Source organism: Gallintestinimicrobium propionicum, assembly GCF_025567525.1.
GTDB lineage: Bacteria > Bacillota > Clostridia > Lachnospirales > Lachnospiraceae > Gallintestinimicrobium > Gallintestinimicrobium propionicum.
The window spans coordinates 149,505-154,628 of the sequence record NZ_JAOQJY010000007.1; the positions used below are offsets into that span (position 1 = coordinate 149,505).

6 protein-coding genes and 1 pseudogene are annotated in these 5,124 nt (G+C 50.8%); all 7 read left to right on the plus strand.

What is annotated here, in order from left to right; all coding sequences use genetic code 11:
• Positions 1-443, plus strand: a pseudogene (locus OCV62_RS07465) (MobQ family relaxase); the annotation flags it as partial.
• Between the two features lie 64 nt (positions 444-507).
• Positions 508-1,152, plus strand: a complete 645-nt coding sequence (locus tag OCV62_RS07470) for a CHC2 zinc finger domain-containing protein (protein WP_262585780.1) — start codon at positions 508-510, stop codon at positions 1,150-1,152.
• Positions 1,121-2,458 carry a virulence-associated E family protein gene (locus tag OCV62_RS07475; protein WP_262585781.1) on the plus strand — a complete coding sequence of 446 codons (1,338 nt, stop codon included), beginning with the start codon at positions 1,121-1,123 and terminating at the stop codon, positions 2,456-2,458. The genes OCV62_RS07470 and OCV62_RS07475 overlap by 32 nt, the downstream gene beginning before the upstream one ends.
• A gap of 241 nt (positions 2,459-2,699) precedes the next feature.
• Positions 2,700-2,897, plus strand: a complete 198-nt coding sequence (locus OCV62_RS07480) for a hypothetical protein (RefSeq protein ID WP_009256568.1) — start codon at positions 2,700-2,702, stop codon at positions 2,895-2,897.
• Positions 2,898-4,568, plus strand: a complete 1,671-nt coding sequence (locus tag OCV62_RS07485) for a recombinase family protein (RefSeq protein WP_262585782.1) — start codon at positions 2,898-2,900, stop codon at positions 4,566-4,568.
• Between the two features lie 105 nt (positions 4,569-4,673).
• A complete protein-coding gene (locus OCV62_RS07490) occupies positions 4,674-4,745 on the plus strand; it encodes a hypothetical protein (RefSeq protein WP_118736852.1) in 72 nt (23 codons plus the stop codon).
• A gap of 69 nt (positions 4,746-4,814) precedes the next feature.
• Positions 4,815-5,124, plus strand: a 310-nt coding sequence (locus tag OCV62_RS07495; protein WP_262585783.1) for a VirB6/TrbL-like conjugal transfer protein, CD1112 family, incomplete at its 3' end; no start/stop codon positions are given.

Consider the following 5,124-nt stretch of genomic DNA (forward strand, 5'->3'; position numbering starts at 1 on the left):
ACGGGATTCTTGCCAGCCGGACAGACTGCAAGGAATGTAAGCCTGTCTATGAGAAGTACCAGAAGATATTTTTCAAGAAAACAAAGGAGAAATTCAAACAGGAACACCCGGAGGTCGCCCGGTATGCGAAAGCCGCCGCCTACCTTGCCAAGCACCCGGACGATAAGGACAGCACCCAAAAGGAACTGCAACAGGAGCAGGAAAAACTTCTCAGCGAAATCGCAGAGCTGAAAGTACCGCTGACAGAGGTGCAGGAGGATTTGAAGAAGCTGCGGGATATCCGCTACTGGGTACGGAAAGCCACCCCCGGCACAGAGGAAAGCAAAGAGCCGCCCAAGAAGCAGCCCATCAAGGAAGTCTTGCAGGATAAGGCAGACGAGAAAAAAGCACAAAGAACTGCCCAGGAACAGACGAAACACAGACAACAGGATATGGAACTTTAACAGGCACTTGCCATTTTCAATCAGAGAATGTCAGGTGCTTTTCTTTTTTCAAGGAGGGATAGATTTGAATGTATTTGAAGCTGTGAAGCAGTCCGTCACAACAAGACAGGCTGCGGAGCATTATGGAATCCATGTAGGTCGGAACGGGATGGCTTGCTGCCCGTTCCATAACGATAAAACCCCAAGCATGAAGCTGGATCGGCGTTACCACTGCTTCGGCTGCGGTGCGGATGGGGATGTGATTGATTTTGCCGCCGCCCTGTATGGGCTGAGAAAGAAAGAAGCCGCCGTACAGCTGGCACAGGACTTCGGGCTTTCCTATGAGGACTGGAAACCGCCGGGAAAGGAAAAAAAGCCAAAGCCCCGGCAGAAATCCCCGGAGGAACAGTTTCAGGAAGCAAAGAACCGCTGCTTCCGTATTCTTGCCGATTATCTCCATCTGCTTATGGCATGGAGAACGGACTACGCCCCGCACTCCCCGGAGGAAGCCTTTCATCCCCGGTTTGTGGAAGCCTTACAGAAGCAAGACCAAGTGGAATATCTGCTGGATGTGCTGCTCTTTGGGGAAACGGAGGAAAAAGCGGCTTTGATTACGGACTACGGAAAGGATGTGATACAGCTTGAACAGCGAATGGCAGAGCTTGCAGCCGCAGACGCAGCAAGAACTAAAAAACACCATGAACGCCATGCAGCCGCCCCAGAGCGTTGAGGAAATCAAGGCGGGACTGGAAACTACCGAGAAAGGCGGTGTCCGTCAGAGCATACGGAACTGCCTGACCGTATTCCAGCGTGACCCGCTGCTTTCCGGGGCTATCGCATACAACATCCTGACCGACCGCAAGGACATCATAAAGCCCATCGGCTTCCACAGGGAAAGCACAGCCCTGAACGATACGGACATGAAGTATCTGCTTCTTTATCTGGAAGAAACCTACGGGCTTACCAATGAGAAAAAGATTGATAATGCCATCGGGATTGTGGCGAATGAAAACAAGTACCATCCCATCCGGGACTATTTAAGTGACCTTGTTTGGGACGGGACAGAACGAATCCGTTTCTGCCTGCGGCACTTTCTGGGGGCTGACGCAGACGATTACACCTATGAAGCGTTGAAGCTGTTCCTGCTGGGTGCAATCTCACGAGCCTTTCAGCCGGGATGCAAATTTGAAATCATGCTCTGTCTGGTAGGCGGTCAGGGGGCTGGCAAGTCCACCTTCTTCCGTCTGCTGGCAGTCCGGGACGAGTGGTTCTCCGATGATTTGCGGAAGCTGGACGATGACAATGTGTACCGCAAGCTGCAAGGTCACTGGATTATCGAAATGTCGGAAATGATGGCAACCGCCAACGCCAAGAGCATTGAGGAAATCAAGTCATTTTTAAGCCGACAGAAAGAGGTTTACAAGATACCCTATGAAACCCACCCAGCAGACCGCCCCCGTCAGTGCGTGTTTGGCGGCACTTCCAATGCCCTTGACTTCCTGCCCCTTGACCGTTCCGGCAACCGCCGCTTTATCCCCGTCATGGTGTACCCGGAGCAAGCCGAGGTTCACATTTTGGAGGACGAAGCCGCTTCCAGAGCCTATATCGAGCAGATGTGGGCAGAAGCGATGGAAATTTACAGAAGCGGCAGGTTCAAGCTGGCTTTCAGCCCTGCCATGCAGCGGTATCTCAAAGAACACCAGCGGGATTTTATGCCGGAGGACACCAAAGCCGGGATGATACAGGCGTATCTTGATAAGTACACCGGGAGCATGGTCTGCTCCAAGCAGCTCTACAAGGAAGCTTTGAACCATGCCTTTGACGAGCCGAAGCAATGGGAAATACGGGAAATCAATGAGATTATGAACCAATGCATTGACCGCTGGCGGTACTTTCCGAATCCAAGAATGTTTTCCGAATACGGCAGACAAAAGGGCTGGGAGCGTGAAAACCCGGCAACGGACTCCGGCAACCCGTCTGAAAAAACGATGGACGGTTTTGTGGAGGTCACAGAACAGATGGAGCTTCCGTTCTGAAAATGGCAGCCCGTTGCACCCCCTGTTGCTATCCCGTTGCCGAGCCGGTTGCCGGGGAAAATCCCGAAACTATCGGCTTTTCTCCCCTATGACAACCAAAACAACAGAAAAATAAAAGAAAAGTATAAATAGTAACCATCGCCAGATTGAGATTGTTTGCAAGGTCTTTTGAAGCCCGTTGCCGGACTTCGTTGCCGACACCCTCTGTCTGGCTATTTTCATGTATGGAGGATAACTGCCTATGGCAAAAAACAAAACAGAAATTCATGTGACTACTGTATTTGACGGGGAGCTGGACGCCACCGATGTGTTCGTCAGCCTGATTTCCCAGAAATACAGCAAGACGAATACAAAAGAATATCTTGCTAAAAAGAAAGATATGAAGTATAATGAAGATGAGGTTCAAAAGAGCCAGATACCGTCTGGATTGTGTGGGTAAATGGCTATGATGAACGAAATGGAATACAGAACAATCGGTTCGGCACTTGCCGGGGGCTATCGTGCAGCGGTCTATTGCAGACTGTCAAAGGACGATGACCTGCAAGGCGAAAGTGCCAGTATCGCAAACCAGCGTGATATGCTGGAAAAATACTGCGAAAAGCAGGGATGGGAGGTTGTGGCAGTCTATCAGGACGATGGCTTCACAGGTCTTAATATGGAGCGTCCTGATTTACAGAGAATGTTGAGAGCCATTGAGCGCAGGCAAATCAACCTTGTCATCACGAAAGACCTCAGCCGACTGGGGCGTAACTATCTGCAAACCGGGCATTTGATTGAGGACTTTTTCCCAAGAAATGGTGTCCGCTATATCGCCATGAATGACGGTATCGACACCCTGCGGGATAACAACGATATTGCCCCGTTCAAGAATATCCTGAACGAGATGTACAGCAAGGATATTTCCAAGAAAGTCCATTCCTCTTATCTTCTGAAAGCGCAGAAAGGACAGTTTACCGGGTGTCTTGCCCCGTTCGGGTATCGGAAAGACCCGGAGGACAAAAACCATCTGCTCATTGACGAGGAAACCGCCCCGATTGTGCGGCTGATTTTCGGATATGCCCTAAACGGTCATGGTCCGAACTATATCCGCAGACGGCTGGAGGAAGAAAAAATCCCCTGCCCCACATGGTGGAACCGGGAACGGGGGCTTCGCAATACCCGCACCAAATGGGAAAAGAAAGACCCGGAAAACGGGCGGTATATGTGGGACTTCTCCGTTATCAAAGACCTTTTGATGAATCCCGTCTACACCGGGGCGATTGCTTCCCAGAAAAAGGACTACCGTTTCAAAATCGGCACGATTGGGGAAAAGAAGCCGGAGGACTGGATTGTGGTGGAGGGACAGCATGAACCGCTGATTGACCGCATGAGCTTTGACATTGTGCAGAACAAGCTGAAATCCCGCCAGCGTCCGGGGCAGACCAATGAAATCAGCCTGTTTGCCGGACTGATAAAATGCGGTGAGTGTGGGAAGTCACTGACGATACGCTACACAAACGCAAAACATCCCCAGCAGATTTATTCCTGCAAGACCTACAATGCCTTTGGAAAGAACCACTGCACCCAGCACCGGATTGACTATGACACCCTTTACAGCCATGTGCTGCGGAAAATCCGGGAATGTGCCAGAGCTGCCCTGATGGACGGGGAAGCGGTTGCTGACCGCCTGACCAATACCTGTGAAGCCGAGCAGCGGGAACAGCGGGAAGCAATGGAACGCTCCCTTACAAGGGACGAGGAACGGATTGAGGTTCTGGACAAAATGGTCATGCGGCTTTATGAGGATATGATTGCAGGGCGTATCAGTGAGCAGAATTTCAACACCATGCTGGAAAAGACACAGACCGAGCAGACGGAGCTTAAAGCAAAAGTGTCCGAGGGCAGAAAGCGGCTGTCCGATGAAGTCCAGCTTGCCAATGACGCAAAACAATGGGTGGAAGCCATTCAGGAATACGCCAACATCACAGAGCTGGACGCAGCCATCCTCAACCGCTTAATCAAAGAAATCGTCGTGCATGAGCGCATTGACGAAGATAAAACAAGACACATTTCTATCGAAATTCATTTTAATCTCAAACCCATCCCGGAGGTGGAACAGGTCACTGCCTGACCTGTCCCGCCGGGACGGTTCTCTTAAAAACACCATATAGATTTTTTGTACGCCGCCGCCCGCCATCGAGCAGAGTTTTACACCTAATTGGGGATAAAACAGCTCATGGCCGGCGCTGGTGTAGCCGTAGTCGGCATGGTCCTTGTACCTCTGCTCTCCGGGCTGTTCTCTGTCTAAGCGTTCCTGCATGAAATCCTTGCCGATCCCGCAGTTCTGCGGGGGCGGCGGAAAGGAGGTTGACACCGTATGGATTTCTTACTTGAAGCCCTGACAAATTGGCTGAAAGAAATGCTGGTGGGCGGTATTATGAGCAACCTTTCGGGGATGTTTGACAGCGTAAACCAACAGGTCGCGGATATATCCGTACAGGTAGGACAGACCCCACAGGGATGGAATGGCAGTATTTTCAATATGATTGAGAATCTGTCAAACTCCATCATAGTGCCGATTGCAGGTGTGATCCTGGCTATCGTTATGACCGTAGACCTGATCCAGATGATTGCAGACAAGAACAACCTGCATGATGTGGATACCTGGATGATTTTCAAGTGGGTGT